General features: G+C 67.2%; 15 protein-coding genes. 5 read left to right on the top strand and 10 right to left on the bottom strand.

What is annotated here, in order from left to right; all coding sequences use genetic code 11:
• Nucleotides 1–7 precede the first annotated feature (7 nt).
• Complete coding sequence (gene gcl, locus QUV35_RS12705) at nt 8–1798, bottom strand: glyoxylate carboligase (RefSeq protein WP_300874473.1); 1791 nt, start codon at nt 1796–1798, stop codon at nt 8–10.
• A gap of 130 nt (nt 1799–1928) precedes the next feature.
• On the opposite strand from gcl, the gene QUV35_RS12700 reads away from it, so the two are divergent.
• Nucleotides 1929–2843 carry a LysR family transcriptional regulator gene (locus QUV35_RS12700; RefSeq protein WP_300874470.1) on the top strand — a complete coding sequence of 305 codons (915 nt, stop codon included), beginning with the start codon at nt 1929–1931 and terminating at the stop codon, nt 2841–2843.
• The gene (locus QUV35_RS12695) at nt 2840–4285 is read left to right on the top strand and encodes an 8-oxoguanine deaminase (protein ID WP_300874467.1); all 1446 of its coding nucleotides are present in this window, start codon (nt 2840–2842) and stop codon (nt 4283–4285) included. The genes QUV35_RS12700 and QUV35_RS12695 overlap by 4 nt, the downstream gene beginning before the upstream one ends.
• A 20-nt stretch (nt 4286–4305) precedes the next feature.
• On the opposite strand, the gene QUV35_RS12690 is transcribed toward QUV35_RS12695, so the two are convergent.
• Together QUV35_RS12690 and QUV35_RS12685 are read right to left on the bottom strand one after the other, a co-directional pair.
• Nucleotides 4306–5895: a methyl-accepting chemotaxis protein gene (locus QUV35_RS12690; RefSeq protein WP_300874464.1), complete on the bottom strand. Its 1590-nt coding sequence runs from the start codon at nt 5893–5895 to the stop codon at nt 4306–4308.
• A 13-nt stretch (nt 5896–5908) separates the two neighbouring features.
• On the bottom strand, nt 5909–6397 hold the full coding sequence (locus QUV35_RS12685; protein ID WP_300874462.1) for a Cache 3/Cache 2 fusion domain-containing protein: 489 nt from the start codon (nt 6395–6397) through the stop codon (nt 5909–5911).
• Nucleotides 6398–6701: 304 nt separating this feature from the next.
• Between QUV35_RS12685 and QUV35_RS12680 the strand changes: the two genes are divergently transcribed.
• Nucleotides 6702–7511: an EamA family transporter gene (locus QUV35_RS12680; protein WP_300874460.1), complete on the top strand. Its 810-nt coding sequence runs from the start codon at nt 6702–6704 to the stop codon at nt 7509–7511.
• Here the strand turns inward: QUV35_RS12680 and QUV35_RS12675 are convergent.
• From QUV35_RS12675 to QUV35_RS12645, 7 genes are read right to left on the bottom strand one after another with little or no spacing between them, the layout of a single operon-like run.
• Complete coding sequence (locus QUV35_RS12675) at nt 7498–7785, bottom strand: hypothetical protein (protein ID WP_300874458.1); 288 nt, start codon at nt 7783–7785, stop codon at nt 7498–7500. The two genes, QUV35_RS12680 and QUV35_RS12675, sit on opposite strands and share 14 nt — an antisense overlap.
• Nucleotides 7785–8468 carry a carboxylesterase gene (locus tag QUV35_RS12670; RefSeq protein ID WP_300874456.1) on the bottom strand — a complete coding sequence of 228 codons (684 nt, stop codon included), beginning with the start codon at nt 8466–8468 and terminating at the stop codon, nt 7785–7787. The genes QUV35_RS12675 and QUV35_RS12670 overlap by 1 nt, the downstream gene beginning before the upstream one ends.
• A gap of 32 nt (nt 8469–8500) precedes the next feature.
• Nucleotides 8501–9802, bottom strand: a complete 1302-nt coding sequence (locus tag QUV35_RS12665; RefSeq protein WP_300874454.1) for a TRAP transporter large permease — start codon at nt 9800–9802, stop codon at nt 8501–8503.
• On the bottom strand, nt 9792–10298 hold the full coding sequence (locus QUV35_RS12660; RefSeq protein WP_300874452.1) for a TRAP transporter small permease: 507 nt from the start codon (nt 10296–10298) through the stop codon (nt 9792–9794). Before QUV35_RS12660 ends, QUV35_RS12665 begins: the two co-directional genes overlap by 11 nt.
• Nucleotides 10298–11329, bottom strand: coding sequence for a TRAP transporter substrate-binding protein (locus tag QUV35_RS12655; RefSeq protein ID WP_300874449.1), 1032 nt, complete (start codon nt 11327–11329; stop codon nt 10298–10300). The genes QUV35_RS12660 and QUV35_RS12655 overlap by 1 nt, the downstream gene beginning before the upstream one ends.
• Before the next feature lie 41 nt (nt 11330–11370).
• Nucleotides 11371–12942 carry an indolepyruvate oxidoreductase subunit beta family protein gene (locus tag QUV35_RS12650; RefSeq protein ID WP_300874446.1) on the bottom strand — a complete coding sequence of 524 codons (1572 nt, stop codon included), beginning with the start codon at nt 12940–12942 and terminating at the stop codon, nt 11371–11373.
• 3 nt (nt 12943–12945) lie between these two features.
• A complete protein-coding gene (locus QUV35_RS12645) occupies nt 12946–15093 on the bottom strand; it encodes an indolepyruvate ferredoxin oxidoreductase subunit alpha (RefSeq protein ID WP_300874444.1) in 2148 nt (715 codons plus the stop codon).
• Between the two features lie 122 nt (nt 15094–15215).
• On the opposite strand from QUV35_RS12645, the gene QUV35_RS12640 reads away from it, so the two are divergent.
• Nucleotides 15216–16148 carry a LysR family transcriptional regulator gene (locus tag QUV35_RS12640; protein WP_300874442.1) on the top strand — a complete coding sequence of 311 codons (933 nt, stop codon included), beginning with the start codon at nt 15216–15218 and terminating at the stop codon, nt 16146–16148.
• 16 nt (nt 16149–16164) lie between these two features.
• A complete protein-coding gene (locus QUV35_RS12635; RefSeq protein WP_300874440.1) occupies nt 16165–16974 on the top strand; it encodes a fumarylacetoacetate hydrolase family protein in 810 nt (269 codons plus the stop codon).
• Nucleotides 16975–16996 lie beyond the last annotated feature (22 nt).

Genomic DNA, 16996 nt, shown 5'->3' with positions numbered 1-16996 from the left:
GGGGGTGTCATTCCAATAATCCGGCTGCCACAAGACCTTCGCGGCCCTCGGGATGCAGGCACTCGATGTCTTCGAACTCGTTGATGGCGTTGATCTCGGTGCCCATGGCGATGTTGGTGACCTTCTCGAGAATCACCTCCACCACCACCGGCACACTGTACTGGCGCGCCATCCGCTGGGCTTCGCGCAACGCCTCCTGGATCTTGCCCGGGTCGGTCACGCGCAGCGCCTTGCAACCCAGGCCTTCCACCACCGCACGGTGGTCCACGCCGTAGCCCTTGAGCGCCGGGTCGTCCACGTTCTGGTTCTCGAAAGCCAGCTGCACGCAATAGTCCATCTCGAAGCCGCGCTGCGCCTGGCGGATGAGGCCGAGGTAGCTGTTGTTCACCAGCACCTGCACATAGGGCAGGCGAAACTGCGCGCCCACGGCCAGCTCTTCGACCAGGAACTGGAAGTCGTAGTCGCCCGAGAGCCCGACCACGGTTTTGGTGGGGTCGGCGGCCACCACACCGAGCGCAGCGGGAATGGTCCAGCCCAGCGGGCCGGCCTGACCGCAGTTGATCCACTGGCGCGGCCCGTAGACATGCAGGAACTGGGCACCGGCGATCTGCGACAGGCCGATGGTGGACACGTAGACCGTGTCGCGGCCGAAGGCGGCGTTCATCTCTTCGTACACCCGCTGCGGCTTGATCGGCACCTGGTCGAAGTGCGTCTTGCGCTGCATGAGCTTCTTGCGCTCGGCGCAGCGCGCCGCCCAGGTCGTGTAGTCGTTGAGGGCACCAGCTGCCTTGCGCTCACGCGCCACCTGCACGAAGAGTTCGAGCGCGATCTTCGCGTCGGACACGATGCCCAGGTCGGGATTGAACACGCGGCCGATCTGGGTCGGCTCGATGTCCACGTGCACGAAGGTGCGGCCCTGGGTGTAGACCTCCACCGAACCGGTGTGGCGATTGGCCCAGCGGTTGCCGATGCCCAGCACGAAGTCGCTCGCCAGCATCGTGGCGTTGCCGTAGCGGTGGCTGGTCTGCAGGCCGCACATGCCGGCCATCAGCGGGTGGTCGTCGGGAATGCTGCCCCAGGCCATCAGCGTGGGAATCACCGGCACGCCGGTCAGCTCGGCCAGCTCCACCAGCAGGTCGGACGCGTCGGCGTTGATGATGCCGCCGCCGGCCACGATGAGCGGCTTGGCGGAGGCCGCCAGCATGTCCAGCGCCTTCTCCACCTGCTTGCGCGTGGCAGCGGGTTTGTAGACCGGCAAGGGCTCGTAGGTGTCGATGTCGAACTCGATCTCGGCCATCTGCACGTCGATCGGCAGATCGATCAGCACCGGGCCGGGGCGGCCCGATCGCATCAGGTGGAAGGCCTGCTGGAAGGCGCGGGGAACGAGCGCGGGCTCGCGCACCGTCACGCTCCACTTGGTCACCGGTTTGCTGATGGCCTCGATGTCGACCGCCTGGAAGTCTTCCTTGTACAGGCGGGCGCGCGGCGCCTGGCCGGTGATGCACAGGATCGGGATGCTGTCGGCGATGGCCGAGTACAGGCCGGTGATCATGTCGGTGCCGGCCGGCCCGCTGGTGCCGATGCACACGCCGATGTTGCCGGCCCTGGCCCGGGTGTAGCCCTCGGCCATGTGGGACGCGCCCTCCACGTGCCGCGCCAGCACATGCGCAATCGTCTGGCGCTCGCGCAGCTGGGCATAGAGCGGGTTGATCGCGGCACCGGGCACACCGAAGGCCTGGGTGATGCCTTCCTTTTCCATCACGAGCACGGCGGCCATCGCGGCTTTCATCTTGGGCATGTCGATTCCTTCGGGGGGTGGGTGAATGAACTGGTGCCGATGCTAGGGAGGCCGTGCCGTTTTGAGAATGCCACTGGCGGTACGTCGATTCGATACCCCAGGTATGCAATCGCCCGGATAACATGCGCCCATGGACCGATACAAGGAAATCGAAGCCTTCGTGCAGGTGATGGAGCACGGCAGCCTGGCGGCGGCCGCGCTGCACGCCGGCATCACGCCGGTGATGATGGGTCGGCGCATCGACGCACTGGAGAAGCGCCTGGGCACGCAGCTCATGCACCGATCCACCCGCCGGCTCGTGCTCACCGAGCAGGGTGCGAGCTTTCTCGACGAATGCCGCGGCCTGCTGGCGCAGTGGGCCAGTGCCGAGGCCTCGGTTTCCTCGCAACGCCACAGCGCCAGCGGGCACCTGGTGGTGTCGGCGCCGGCGGCCTTCGGGCGCATGCACGTGGCGCCGCACGCCAGCGCCTTCCTCAAGGCCAACCCGCAGGTGCGCATTTCCTTCAACCTGACTGACCGCGTGGTGGACCTGGTGCGCGAGGGCTACGACATGGGCCTGCGCATCGGCAACGTGATCGACCCCAACTTCGTGGCCATCAAGCTCGCGACCAACCAGCGCGTGGTGTGCGGCACGCCGGCCTACTTTCGCAAACACGGCAAGCCGAAGACACTGGACGACCTCAAGCGCCACAACTGCCTGGCCTTCAACCTGCAGGGCGGCCAGCAGCGCGGCTGGTATTTTTTGCAGGACGGCAAGACGGTGACGGTGCGCGCCGAAGGCAACCTGGACTGCAACGACGGCGAGCTGCTGCACCGCTGGGTCAGCGAAGGCCTGGGCCTGGGCTGGCGCAGCACCTGGGAGATCCAGCTGCAGCTGCAGCGCGGTGAACTGGTGACCGTGCTCGACGAGTACGCCCTGCCCGAATACGACATCCTGGCGGTCTACCCGCAGCAGCGTCACCTGCCGGCCAAGGTGCGGTTTTTCATCGACCACCTGAAGAAGATCTACGCACGGCCGGGCTACTGGCTGCGCGACACACCATGACCACCCTGCTGATCCACCACGCCACCTGCATCGCCACCTTCGACCATGCCGACCCGGCACTGGGCCGCGAACTGCATGACGCCTCGCTGTTCGTTCGCAACAACCTGATCGAGTGGATCGGAGCGGCGGCTGACCTGCCGCCGGCGCTGGCGGCTGCCGACGAGACCATCGACGCGCGCGGCCACCTCGTGGTGCCCGGTCTGGTGAACACGCACCACCACATGTACCAGAGCCTCACCCGGGCGATTCCGGCGGTGCAGAACGCCGAGCTGTTCGGCTGGCTGCGCGGTCTCTATCCCCTGTGGACCGGCCTCACGCCCGAGATGGTGCGCGTGTCCACGCAGGTGTCCATGGCCGAGCTGCTCATGAGCGGCTGCACCACCAGCAGCGACCACCTCTACCTGTATCCCGGCGGCGTTCGGCTCGAAGACAGCATCGAAGGCGCGCAGGCCATCGGCATGCGCTTCGTGGCCACGCGCGGCAGCATGAGCGTGGGCCAGAGTGCCGGCGGCCTGCCCCCCGACTCGGTGGTCGAGCGCGAAGACACGATCCTCAAGGACAGCCAGCGGCTGATCGAAACCTGGCACGACGCTCGCCCCGGCGCCATGTTGCAGATCGCACTGGCGCCGTGTTCACCGTTTTCGGTGAGCACCGCGCTGATGAAGGAAAGCGCCGCGCTGGCCCGCTCCTTCAAGGGCCAGGGGGTGCGCCTGCACACCCACCTGGCCGAGAACGACCACGACCTCGCCTACAGCCGGGAGAAGTTCAACCGCACGCCCGCGCAGTACGCACAAGACCTCGGCTGGCTCGGCGAGGACGTGTGGCATGCGCACTGCGTGAGGCTCGACGACGACGGCATCTCGCTGTTTGCCGCCAGTCGCACCGGCGTGGCGCACTGCCCTTGCAGCAACATGCGGCTGGCCTCCGGCATCGCACCGGTGCGCCGCCTGCTCGACGCCGGCGTGCCGGTGGGCCTGGGGGTGGACGGCAGCGCCAGCAACGATGGCGCGCACCTGCTCGCCGAGGCGCGCCAGGCGCTGCTGCTGGCGCGCGTGGGCCGCGCCATGCAACCGCCCGAGGTGCGGGGTGGCACCAGTTTTTTCGGCTGCGACCTGGGACCGGCAGAAATGACGGCGCGCGACGCGCTGCATCTCGCCACACGCGGCGGGGCACGGGTGCTCGGTCGCAGCGACATCGGTCACCTCACCCCCGGCATGTGTGCCGACTTCGCGCTGTTCGATCTGCGCACGCTGGGTTTTGCCGGCGGCGCGGTGCACGACCCGGTGGCCAGCCTGCTGCTGTGCGCCAGCGCGCAGGCCACGCACACCGTGGTGAACGGGCGCGTGGTGGTGCGCCAGGGCCAGCTCACCACGGTGGACCTCGGGCCGCTGCTGGAACGGCACAACCGCCTGGCCAGGGAACTGGCGCAGGCGGTTACCTGATCAATGGGCGCGGCCCGGCTTCAGGCGCGCGCCACGCCGGTCTTGAAGACCGCCACCGACTCCACCAGCTGCAAGGCCTGCTGCTTGAGGCTGTCGGCCGCTGCGGCACTTTGTTCCACCAGCGCGGCGTTCTGCTGCGTGCCCTGGTCCATGCGGGTGATGGCCTGGCCGACCTGCGCCACGCCCGAGCTCTGCTCGGAACTCGCTGCGCTGATCTCGCCCACGATGTCGCTCACGCGGCGGATCGAGGACACCACTTCCTGCATGGTGGTGCCGGCCTGGTCGACCAGCGCCGAGCCTTGCTCGACACGGTCCACGCTGGCGCCGATCAGGCCCTTGATTTCCTTGGCGGCCTCGGCGCTGCGCTGAGCCAGGTTGCGCACCTCGCCAGCCACCACCGCGAAGCCGCGGCCCTGCTCCCCGGCCCGTGCCGCTTCCACTGCGGCGTTGAGCGCCAGGATGTTGGTCTGGAAGGCGATGCCGTCGATCACACCGATGATGTCGCTGATCTTGCGGCTGCTTTCGTTGATGCCCTTCATGGTCTGCACCACGCGGCCCACCACTTCACCCCCCTGGATCGCCACGCTGGACGCGCTCTGGGCCAGCTGGCTGGCCTGGCGCGCGTTGTCGGCGTTGTGGCGCACGGTCGTGCCCAGCTGTTCCATGGTGGCGGCGGTCTGCTGCAGTTCGCTGGCCTGCTGCTCGGTGCGGGCCGACAGGTCCTGGTTGCCCGAGGCGATCTCGCCGCTGGCGTGGGACACATAGTCCGAACTGCGGCGCACATCGGTCACGGCCTTGGACAGGCCTTGCTGCATGGTCTGCAGCCAGGCCAGCAGGCTGTCGGTGTCGCCCGCCTTGAGATGGATCGGTGTGGTGAGGTCGCCCTCGGCCACGGCCCGCGCAATGCTCACCGCGGTGCGCGGCTCGCCGCCCAGCTGCCTGAGCATGTTGCGGGTGATCATCAGTGCCAGCGCGATGCCGAACACCAGCGCCAGGCCGATCAGCCCCATGACGGCAAAACGCGCCTGGTCGTACACCGCGGTCACGTGCGCGGCCGATGTTTCACCGCCGTCGTAGTTGTACTGGATCAGGCCGTTGAGGCCCGACACCAGTTCGTCGAACGCCATGCTGGAGAGGCCGTCGGCGATGTCGGCGGCGTCCACCTGCTGCTTGTCGCGGCCGAGCTTGATGACCTTTTCGTTGGCCTGCAGGTAGGCGGCCCAGGCGGTGGACAGCGCTGTGGTCAACGCCGTCTCCTGCTCGCCCGACACACGTTCCTGGTAACCGGCGAACAAGGCCTGCAGCGACTTGCCGGCCTCCTTCATCTTGTCTTCGTACTCGGCGTGGTAGCTGCCGTCTTCGGTGCGGCTGTGCTTGATCTCGAATTCGCGGTACTCGACCGCCAGCGCTCGGGCATCCGACAGGGCACCCACGCCCTTGAGCCATTTCTGGGACAGCGCGATGGCTTCGGAATCCACGCTGCGCAGGCCGACCAGGGCAGTGGCGCCGAGTGCGGCCGTCAACACCAGGATGGACGCAAACGCACCGAACAGCTGCTGACCCACGGTCAGTCGACGCAGCCAGCCAAAAGGATTGGGAAGGTTTTTCATCGCGCCACTCCCGTCACTTCTTGTGACCGATGTAGCTCACGCCAATGATCTTGCCGCCAGCGTCCTTGATGGGGTTGTAGCAAGCGTCGAAGGCGGTGCCGAGCACGTCGATGGGGCCGCAGTACTGCTGGCCCTTGCTCACGGCTTCATAGGCGGCGTTGCGGGCGAGTTGCGTGCCCACACCGCGCTTGCCTTCGGGCGTGAGCACGTTGGTGCTCACACGCACGAACTCCTCGCCGTCCTTGACGAACACGGTGGCGGTGGCCTGGTGGCTCTTGCGGATGCCGTCGACCACATCGAAGTTGTTGTTGATCTTGCGCTCGCCGAAAAAGATCGCGGGCACGGCTTTGCCAGCCACGGTGTCGGTGCCCTCGACACGCGGTGCGCCGATCTTGCCCAGGCGGGCGTCGAGATCGGCGATGGTGGCCTTGGGGTCGGCAGCGTGGGCAAAGGAGGCAGAGACAGCCAGCGTGGCCAGCATGAGGGCTCGGTTCAGTTTCATGAAAACTCCATAGGTGACTGGGTTGAAGGGCATCCAGCGGATGTGAATCCTTATCGGTTGCAACCTGTCGGACTTGAATCCGACCCCTGCCCATTCTGGTGATCTCCGGCCCGATCCATCCCCCGAAAAGCCGGGGCTTCCGCGCCCAGTTCCTGCTGCCGGCGGGCTGTCTTCAGGTCTCGGGCGAAACCGGCCACTGCAGCGGCCGTTCTTGGAACTCGGTGTTGAGCACCACCGTGCTGGTGGTGCGCGCCACGCCGGGAATGGCCTTGATCTTGTAGAGCACGTCTTCCAGCGCACGGGCGTGCGCTTTGTGGCCGCCGGTGCCGTGATGCTGGCCATCGCCCGCTGGCAGGGGCTGCCCTGGCCCACGGCCGTGCAATGGCGCAGCAGCGCCCTCATCGGTTCGCTGATGGCGTTTGCCGCCATGGCCCTGGTGGTGCTGGCGCAGCGCCTGGGCATCGGCTCGGGCCTGATGGCCACGGTGGTCACCACCATGCCCATGTGGCTCGCGCTGTGGACGCGCTGGGGCGGCGAACGGGTGCCCGTCACCAGCTGGATCGGGCTGGCACTGGGCGCGCTGGGCGCCTTGGTGCTGGCGCTGGAAGGCGATTTTTCGGCCACCCCGCTGGGCGCGGTGCTGGCGTTCGCGGCGCCGCTGTGCTGGAGCCTGGGTTCGTACGCGTCGCGCAGGCTGGTGCTGCCCGCCCCGGCCATGGCCTCAGGTGCGCAATGGCTGATCGGCGGCTTGCTTGGCGTGGTCGTGGCCATGGTGTTTGAGCCCGGCGCGCGCCAGTGGGACGGGTCACAGGTCAGTGCAGCCTCCGCGATGGCCTGGATCTACCTCGTGGTGATGGGCACGCTGGTCACCCTCAATGCCTACCTGTGGCTGCTGAAAAACACCACCGCTGCGCTGGCGGGCAGCTATTCGTTCGTGAACCCGGTGGTGGCCCTGTGCGTGGGCGTGATGCTGGGCGCAGAGCAACTCACCGGCTGGGTGTTCGTCGCCATGCCGCTGATCCTGCTGGCGCTGGCGCTCATTCTCTATGGCCAGACCCTGGGCCTGTGGCTGCGCCAACAGCTGGCGCGCAGCCGTGAATTCACACCAGGGTGACCGCAACCAGCCACACCAGCGACGCCCAGCGAAGAGCGCCGCCGGCGGGCAGGCGCCAGACCGAGGCCACCAGGAACAGGTTGAACGGCAGGGGTGAGAAGTGCACGGCGGCGGCCAGGGCCACGCTGCCGCCCGCCGCGACCAGGGCCAAGGCCACGCCGGTGAGCAACACGTTGATCAAGCTGCCCACCAGCAGCATGTCGCGCCAGAACAGCAGGTGAAGCGGCACCTCGGCGCGCCAGCGGCGCGTGAAGAAGCCTCCGGCGTCCGGCATCAGGGCCTTGCCAGCCGACGCACCAGCCAGGCGTTCAGGTCGGCCACTTCCTGCGGGCACACCGAATGCTCCATCGGGTAGGTGTGCCAGTCGACCGCGCAACCCAGCGCCTGCAGGGCGTCGCGCGACTCGGCGCCGCGATCGAGCACCACCACCGGATCGTGCGCGCCGTGCGCGAGAAAGATCGGCACGTCGCGGTTGGCTTGGGAACGTTCAGCCGCCGTGCTGGCTGCCAGCGGCAGGTAACCCGACAAGCCGACCAGACCGGCCAGGCGCCGGGGTGCCCGCAACCCGGCCATGAGCGCCATCGCGCAGCCCTGCGAGAAGCCCATGAGCACGGTGCGCGCGGGTGGCACACCGCGCGCCGCTTCACGGTCCAGCAGGCCCTGCACCAGGGCACAGGACTCGCGCAGACCGACTTCGTCTTCCAGCCGGGACTGACCAATGGGCGGGTGGATGTCATACCAGGCGCGCATCTCGTAGCCACCGTTGAGCGTGACCGGACGCACCGGCGCACTGGGGAACACGAAGCGCACCGGACCAATGGCGTCCAGATCCAGCTCTTGCGCGATCGGCACGAAGTCGTTGCCATCGGCGCCCAGGCCGTGCAGCACGACGATGCTGGCCACGGGTGCGGCGGCGGGGTTGCCCCCGGTGATCAATTCAAGGGTGTGTGAAGTCATGGCCCCCAGCATACCGGCTGGGGGCCGCTTCGCTACTGCATGAAACCCGGCAACCAGAGTGAAATGGCCGGGAAGGCACACAGGATGAGCAGGCGCAACACATCCACCGCAATGAAAGGCATGGTGCCCTTGTAGATCGCGCCCAGCGACACGTCGCGTGCGATCGAGTTGATGACGAACACATTCATGCCCACGGGCGGGCAGATCATGCCGAAGGTCACCGCCATCACCACGATCACGCCGAACCACACCGGGTCGAACCCGAGCTGCATCATGGCCGGGAACACGATGGGCACGGTCAGCAGGATCATGGCCAGTTCGTCCATCACGGCCCCCAGGATCAGGTAGCCCACCATGATCAGCGCCAGCACGCCGTAAGGCCCCACCGGCAGGTGCACCAGAAAGTCCACCGCGTTTTGCGTGAACTGGGTGATGGTGAGGAAGTAGCCAAACAGGTAAGCGCCCACCACGATCAGCATGATGGCCGACGACACGCGCAGCGCCCCGATGAGTGCCGACTTGATCTGTTTCCATCCCAGGCGCCGACGCAGCATGCCGATACACAGCGTGCCCACGGCGCCCACACCCGCGGCTTCCTGCACCGTGAACAACCCGCCGTAGATCCCGCCCAGCACGAACACGAACAAGACCACCACCGCCCACAGCGCGCGCAGCGAGGCAAAGCGCTCGGCCCAGCTGTGGCGCTCGCCGCGTGGCATGGCCTCGGGCCGCAACCGCGCGACGATGGCCACCACCACACAGTAAAAAGCCACGGCCATGAGGCCGGGGATGATGCCGGCGGCGAAGAGCTTGGTGATGTCCGTCTCGGTCATGATCCCGTAGAGCACAAGGATCACCGAGGGCGGGATCATGATGCCCAGCGTGCCCCCAGCGGCAATCAGCCCGGCCGAGAAGCCCGGGCTGTAGCCAGCACGGCGCATCTCCGGCAGGGCCACCTGCGTCATGGTGGCGGCCGTGGCCACCGACGAACCGTTGATGGCCGAAAAGCCGCCACAGGCCGCAATGGACGCCAGCGCCAGACCGCCGCGCCGGTGCCCGAGCCACGCCCGGCCCGCCGCAAAAAGTTCGGTGCTCATGCCCGACTGCGAGGCAAACGCCCCCATCAGGATGAACATCGGAATGACGCTGAGGTTGTAGTCGGTGAGCACCGACAGCGGCACGTTGGCCAGCAGGTTGAGGCCAGGCTGCAGGCCGGTGAGCGCGGCAAAACCGCCCACCCCGGCAATTCCCATGGCCACCCCGATGGGCACGCGCACCGCCATGAGGCCGAACATGGCCACGAAGCCCAGCAAGGCCACCAGATCACGATCCATGAGCAGCCCCGTCCAATTCGTCGCTGCTGCCGTCGGCACTGGCCGCACTGCCTTGCCACAGATGCACCAGCCGCACCAGCGCCAACAGCGCTGCCACGCTGGCGCCCGCAGCCCCTGCCGCATAAAACCACTGCAGCGGCAGGCGCAGGTCCATGGTTCCCTGGCTGCCGGTGCCACCCACCTTGACCCAGACCATCCAGGCCATGGGGAACAGGAAAGCGGCGGTCACGGTGGTGCCGATCAGGTCCACCCAACGCTGGCCGGCGGGCTTGAGGCTCTCCCACAGCAGATCCACACAGATGTGCGTGCCGTAGTAGGTGGCCAGCGCGATGCCCCAGCACAGCGCAATACCCTGAAGCATGCGCGAGCCGTCGAACCAGTCGGGGATCTGCACGCTGAAGGCGTAGCGCAGCAGCACGTTGCCCGCGGTCAGCACCGCGATCAACAGCAACGAGAGAGCGGCCATCGTCTCGATGGCCGAGAGCGCGCGCTTCATCAGTTGGTGGCCTTGCGCGCCGCCAGTTCCTTGCGCAGGTCGTCCAACGCGGCCTGCCCTGGCACACCCACGCCGTCAGCGGCCTTGACCCACTGGGTGTAGACAGGCTCCACCGCCTTCTTCCAGACGTCGAGCTGGGCCGGCGTGATCGGCACGATGGTGTGGCCAGCCGTCTTCTCCAGCTTGCCCTGGCCAGCGTCTTCCTCGTCGCCCCAGGCCGCACCCACCTTGCCGGCCCACTCGTTGTTGCAGTGGTCGTCGATCACCTTCTTCTGACCCGCGGCCAGCTTGTCGTACCAGGGCTTGTTCATGACCCACACAAAGTCCGACGTGTACAGGCGCATGTCGCTGTGGTACTTCACGGCCTTGTCGATGCCGAAGGAAATGATGGAGTTCCACGGGAAGGTGATGGCATCGGCCAGGCCTTTGTCGAGCGCATCGCGCGACTCGGGCGCCGACACCTGCACGTTGGTGGCGCCCAGCAAGGTCATGGTTTGGGCCACGGTGCCGTTGGCCGAACGGATCTTCATGCCCTTGAGCTGGGCGGGTTCGGTGATGGGCTTCTTGGCGTGGAAGGTGCCGACGTGCACGTGGGCGAAACAGAACTTCACGTCCTTCATTTCGGTCCCTGCGTATTTGCGGTACCAGGCGTCCAGACCGGCCGATCCCGGACCGGGCTTGCCGATCAGGAAAGGCAGCTCGCCGGCAGCCACGATGGGGAAACGGCCCGCCTGGTAGCCGGGGTTGACCCAGGTCATCTCGGCGATGCCGTCGCGTGCCATGTCGAAGTGGTCGGCCGCCTTGCCGAGTTGCTGCGCGGGAAACAGCGCCACCTTGATCGACCCCTTGGAGGCCGCCTCCACCGACTTGGCCCATGGCTCGAAGCCGAGCTTGGCCAGCGGGTGCATGGCCGGGAGCCAGTGGGCGAATTTCATCTCCACCGGCTTGTCTTGCGCGTACGCGCCCATGGCGGCGAGCAGCAGTGTGGCGGCGGCAACGGCACGCAGGGCGTTGTGGTTGGGGGTCTTCATGGTGTGTCTCCTGTTGTGGTGGATGTCTGTCGGTGCAGGCTTCAGGCGCCCGTGCTCAGTGGCGCTTCCTTCGTGGGCCGGGCGGCCCAGAAGATGGGTTGGGCACCGGCCGGGGGCCGGTGCGCGGTGTTGAGTTTTCCTTCGGGATCGGCCAGCGTGGCCTTGAGCGCGGCGCGCAGACCATCCGCCGCGGTGTCGGCGGCCACGGCGCCGGTGAGTGCCGGCACCACGTGTTCGGCCCACAGGCGCGCGTAGTTCAGGCGGCCACGCGCCTGCGTGTCGCCATAGCCCTTGAGCACCTGCGGCAGGCCACTGAGCACCAGGGCCAGCGCGGGCGCCTGTGGCAACACCTGGCGCATGGCGCCCAGCCACACGCGCAGCGTCTCGTGTTCCTGCGCATAACGCAGCGAGCGAGGGCGCAGCGGGCGCAACCAGGCCAAGCCGCGCAGCATGAGGAAGCCCCACAGGCTGGTGGAGCGGATGTGCAGGCCCACATGGGCCCGTCCCATCCAGCCCCGCCGGGTGGCCAGCGAGACCAGTCGCTCGCCGAGTGCGCGCGGCAGCACGGCGGCCACTTCGTCGATACCGGGCTTGAAGTGTTCGGTGACCCGGACGATGTCGCCCGGGCTCGCCTGCGCCTCCAGGGCCACCCGCGCGTAGCGGCTGCGCCGCGTCTTGAGGTCGGCCACGCGGATCACGTCTTCAAAGCACATCCACAGCGCGAGATGGCGCACCGCCTCGTCCAGCGCTTCAGCCGCTGCAGGCGTGGACGCAGCCACCAGCCCCCGCACGTTCTCCAGGAAGTCGTTGGCGTAGGCATCGTGCTGGTAATCGCGGCATCGCAAGGCGCCGTGTGCAGCGAGCAGTTGCACCGAGGCGGACCAGACTTGCAGGCGCACCGTCCAGGCCTGCCGCAAAGGCACGGGCAAATGGGCTTCGGCCAGGACCTGCAGCGCATCGAGCGACACCACGGGCTCGGGCTTTGCTGGCTGGTGCGCTTCATCAAACGCGGCAGCAAAGCCGGCCAGGCTGGCCTGAACGCCCTTGCCCGCTTCGCGAATCACGTCTTCGCACACGCTGCGCGGCCAGGGCAACACACCGGCACCGGCGAGCGCACCGAACATCACGGCCGAGATCACCGTGCCGGTCTGCACGGCCGTGGCCTCCATGTCGAACAGCACGGTGTGCCGGGCCATCGCGCGCGCCGCGTCCAGCAGGCGCTGCGGGTCCTGCCGGCCGTCGGCCATGTGCATCTTCTCCAGCGTGGTGTAGACGCGGTGGGTTGACGACAGCAAGGTGGTGCGGGCGGTGACAAACCCCCGCTCGACCATGCGTGCGGCTTCCAGCAGTTCGCTGGCCACCACCACGTCCACGCAGCTGGGCACCGGCGTCAGGCCGAACACGGGTGACGCGGCGCCGGGCAAGGGCTCGCGCAGCAGCTCGATGTAATAGCTGGTGGCCCCCGTGCGTTGCGCCACGCCGGGCACCGAGGTGGCCTGCACCGGCAAGCCGTGGCGCAGGGCGCACTGCACCAGCCAGTCAGCCAGCACGCCGCCGCCCTCGCCGCCCAAGGCTGCGATCAGGATGCCGTAAGAAGTCGTTGATGGGTTCATGGCTCAGGCCGGCTGCAACAGGCCGATGAAGAAACGGTTGAGACGGTCGGTGGTGCGGTCCCACCAGCTCGGGTGGGTGACGATCTCGACCTTGTGGAACGAGGGGCAGAGCACGGCAGCGTCGGCCACCTCGCCGCACAAGCCACAGCCCACGCAGCCGTTGGTGACGTGAGCCACCGGTTCACGCCGCAAGGGGTCGGCAGTCTCCTTGACGGTGAGCGTGGGGCATCCCGAGAGGCGGATGCACGAGTGGTCGCCGGTGCAGGTGTCTTCGTCCACGCCGTAGCGCGTGCGCACGCTGCGCCGTCCTTCCTTCAGCCGGCGCGCGCGGATCGGCTTCAGGCGGCGCTGGCGCTCGAGCTGGCATTCGCCCTCGGCGATCACAACCTTCAGACCAGTGAATGGTGAGTTGACCGCCTCTTTCAGCAGATCACGCACCTGGGACACGCGGTAGTTGTGCACCGTCCTGATCCACTTCACACCCATGCCCTTGAGCGTGTTCTCGATGGTGAGTTCGTTGACCGTGGCGCTCGCCCCCTCGGCGAGCATGCGCGCGTCCGACGCGGGCGTGGACATGGTCTCCTGCGTGCCGGTGGCCGAGGTGTAACCGTTCTTCATGATCACCAACACACCGTCGCCCTGATTGAGCAGGGTCGAGCTCACGCCTGAGAGAAGGCCGTTGTGCCAGAAGCCACCGTCGCCCATGATGGCAATCGGTCGTTTGGCCGAGAAGTTCTTCACCGCCGCACTCGACGCCATGCTCATGCCGTAGCCGAGGATGGAGTTGCCAAACGAAAACGGCTCGAAGGTGGCGAACGAATGGCAACCGATGTCGGTGGAGATGTGCAGCTTGCCGACCTCGCGCTCGACCAGCTTGAGCGCGGCAAACACCGGACGCTCCGGGCAACCGGTGCAGAAATTGGGCGGACGTGCGGGCACACCGCCGCCGAGCTCAGCGAGGGCGCGCGTGCGTGTCTCGGCCAGGTCGGAGCTGAAGCGCTGCGCCACCGCCGTGTCGAGCGTGGGCAGGTGTTCACCCACAAACGCCGTGATTCCCTTCAACAGCGTTTCTGCGGTGTATTCGCCGCCCATGGGCAGCAGATCCTTGCCGTGCAGGCGGGCCTGCAGGTCGGCTCGGCGAAGCAGCGTGGCAATGTCCTGTTCGATGAACTCGGGCTGGCCCTCTTCAATCACCAGCACCGCGCGTTTGCCGGCACAGAAAGCCGCTATCTGGCCAGGCACCAGGGGGTACACCACGTTGAGCACCAGCATGGGCAGGTGGGTCTCCCCGGCGGCGTTGCCCAGGCCGGCCTGCTGCAACGCGCGGATGGTGGTGTTGTACAGACCGCCCTGCACGATCAGACCCACATCGGCATGCTGACCGTCGAAGTGTTCGTTGAGGCCTGCCTCTTCGATGAACTTGCGCGCGGCGGGCATGCGCACCTCGTACTTCAGCTTTTCGTGGCGGAAGGTCGCGGGCGGGTGCGAGAGACGGTCGTAGTTGAAGCTGGCGGCTTCCTGCTGCAGGTGGCGGCTTGAGATGGCGGGCGCGATGTTGTCGCTGGCCACAAAGCTGCCCTGCACGTGGCAGGCGCGGATGCGCAGCTCGATCATCACCGGCGTGTTCGACGCCTCCGACAGCTCGAACGCCTTTTCCGTCATGCGCACGATGGTGGGCAGGTTGGGCCGTGGGTCCATGAGCCACAGCGCCGACTTCATGGCAAACGCATGCGTGCGTTCCTGGATCACGCTCGCACCCTCGCCGTAGTCCTCGCCCACCACGATCACCGCGCCACCCATCACGCCGGGTGAGGCCAGGTTCGACAAGGCGTCGGACGCCACGTTGGTGCCCACCACCGACTTCCAGGTCACCGCGCCGCGCACCGGGTACATGATGGACGCAGCCAGCATGGCCGCGGCCGAGCTCTCGTTCGTGCATGCTTCCACATGCACACCGAGCTCGTCCATGTAGGGTTTGGCCTGCACCATCACGTCAAGCAGGTGCGAGATCGGTGAGCCCTGGTAACCACCCACGTAGGTCACGCCCGACTGCAGCAATGCCTTGGTCACGGCGAGGATGCCCTCGCCCTGGAAGGTCTCGCCCTGGCCGAGTTTCAGCGCTTCAATTTCATTGTGGAATGAACGTTCCAACCGCGTGTCTCCTTGTGTTGAGCACGGAATCTAGGACGTACAGCACCATCTGGCCAATGGATTGATCTGATTAGGTGCATTCATGAGATGGATAATCCGGGACAACCCTTAGAGGTCTTCAGATGAACTTCCGGCAACTCGATCTCAACCTGCTGCGTGTGCTCGCGGCCATCCACCGCACCGGCTCGGTGACCGCCGCCGGCAAGGCCCTTTCACTCTCCCAGCCCGCGACGAGCAACGCGCTGGCCCGGCTGCGCGACTACTTCCAGGACGACCTCTTCGTGCGTTCGCCCGGCGGCCTGCAGGCAACGCGCCTGTGCGAGCGCCTGGCACCCGAGGTTCAGACGCAATTGCAGCTGCTGGAAACCGCGGTGACCGTGCGTGACGACTTCGACCCCGCACGCAGCGACCTGCGCTGGCGCCTGTCCTTGTCCGACCTCGGCGAAATGATGTTCCTGCCGCCACTGGCGGCGGCCCTGCGCCAGCTGGCGCCTCAGGCACGCCTGACCAACATCTCGGTGGCCGCCGACGATGTGCCGGCCGCGCTGGAGTCGCGCGAGATCGATTTCGCCATCGGCATCCTGCAGCCGCAGCATCGGGGCGTGCGCGCCGATCTCCTGTTTCGCGAACACTACGTGGCCATGACATCACCGCGCTGGCGCCCTGCCAGCGGCAAGGCCGGGCGAACGCTGAGTGCGCGCCAGCTGGCGGAGTCGTCGCTGGTGGTGGCCGCTCCCACGGCCACCTTCCATGGCAGTGTGGAGCAGATGCTGGAGCGCTTGAAGCTGAGCGATCGTGTGGTGATCCGGGCGCGCCATTTCGGCGCACTGCCCGAGCTGGCACTCAACACCGACCTGCTCACCATCGTGCCGCAGATGTACGCGGCCAACGTGGGGCAGCGCATGAACATGCGGGTGTGGGAACTGCCGCGGGCGACCGCACCCAGCTACGACGTGCGCCTAGTCTGGCACGCGAGCACCGCCAGAGACCCGGCGCACCAGTGGATTCGCGCCCAGGTGCACAGTCTGTTCGGCCGGTTGAAGTCCACCCCGTGATGCCTATGATGCGGACATGCCACCCAGCACCGACACCCTGAAGCCACAAACCCTGCTTGATCACCTGGACCGCGGCAGCCGATGGCCCGCGCCGTGCGGGTTGACGCTGGAAGCCGCCTACGAAACAGCGCTCGCCGTGCGGCAGTTGCGCATCGCCCGTGGCGAGCAACCGCGCGGCTACAAGGTGGGCTTCACCAACCGCACGATCTGGCCGCGCTACAACGTGTTTGCACCCATCTGGGGCAGCGTGTGGGACAGCACGCTCACCCTGTGCGAGGGCGAAGGCAGGCTGTCGCTGGCACACACCTGCCAACCGCGGATCGAGCCCGAAATCGTGTTCGGCCTGAAGGGCACACCCGCTACCGGGGCGACGCTGGACGACCTGTTCGAGGCCATCGACTGGGTGGCCCCCGGTTTCGAGGTGGTGCAGTCGCACCTGCCGGACTGGAAATTCCAGGCCGCCGACACGGTGGCCGGCAGCGGCCTGCACGCACGCCTGCTGGTGGGTCGCCGCACGCCGGTGCGTGAGCTCGCCGCAGACGCCAACGCCCTCGACACCCTGCTGGCCGGGGCCCGGGTGAGCCTGCTCCAGGACAATCAGCTTGCCGAGGATGGTCAGGGCTCCAACGTGCTCGACGGCCCACTGCGTGCACTGCTGCATTTCACGCAGACCTTGCGGGCCTGCCCCGGCGCACCCGACCTGCAGGCTGGCGATGTGGTCACCACGGGGACATGGACCGACGCCTGGCCGGTTGCCCCCGGTGAGCACTGGTCGGCCCGCTTCACCTCGCCCTTGTCCGGTCTCTCGGTGCGCTTCACGGCTTGACCTGGGCAGGTGTTTGCAGGTG

Source organism: Hydrogenophaga sp., from assembly GCF_030373225.1.
GTDB lineage: Bacteria > Pseudomonadota > Gammaproteobacteria > Burkholderiales > Burkholderiaceae_C > Hydrogenophaga.
This window is presented reverse-complemented; position numbering and strand designations above follow the sequence as displayed.